Below are 343 nucleotides of genomic sequence, written 5' to 3'. Positions count from 1 at the left end.
CCGGTCCCTATACGGAAATCATTGCGGGCAATGTGCAGACGCTGGCCGCCGGACAGCCTGCATCGGTAACGCGGCGGCAGATTGACGCCGACACCGTGGCGCTGGACTTTGCCATTCCCAAGGGCGCCGACGCAACGGGCGACGTGACCGGACCATCCGGCGCCACGACCGGCAGGCTTGCCGCCTTCGACGGTCAGACAGGCAAGGTGCTGAAAGACAGCGGCGTCGATGCCGCGTTCGTCCCGCAGCGGGTGCGTCTACGGGTGTTCACGGCCTCCGCCACATATGTCCCGGACCCCAATATGTCCTTCGCACTACTGGAGTGCTGGGGAGGCGGAGGCGG

General features: G+C 66.5%; 1 pseudogene. It reads left to right on the top strand.

The features are described from left to right. A pseudogene (locus KLP42_RS26725) lies at nucleotides 1-343 on the top strand (hypothetical protein); the annotation flags it as partial.

It is taken from the genome of Rhizobium sp. CSW-27 (genome assembly GCF_018760785.1).
Taxonomy (GTDB): domain Bacteria; phylum Pseudomonadota; class Alphaproteobacteria; order Rhizobiales; family Rhizobiaceae; genus Neorhizobium.
Note: the sequence above shows the minus strand (reverse complement) of the source record. Positions and strands in the feature narration are given on the sequence as shown.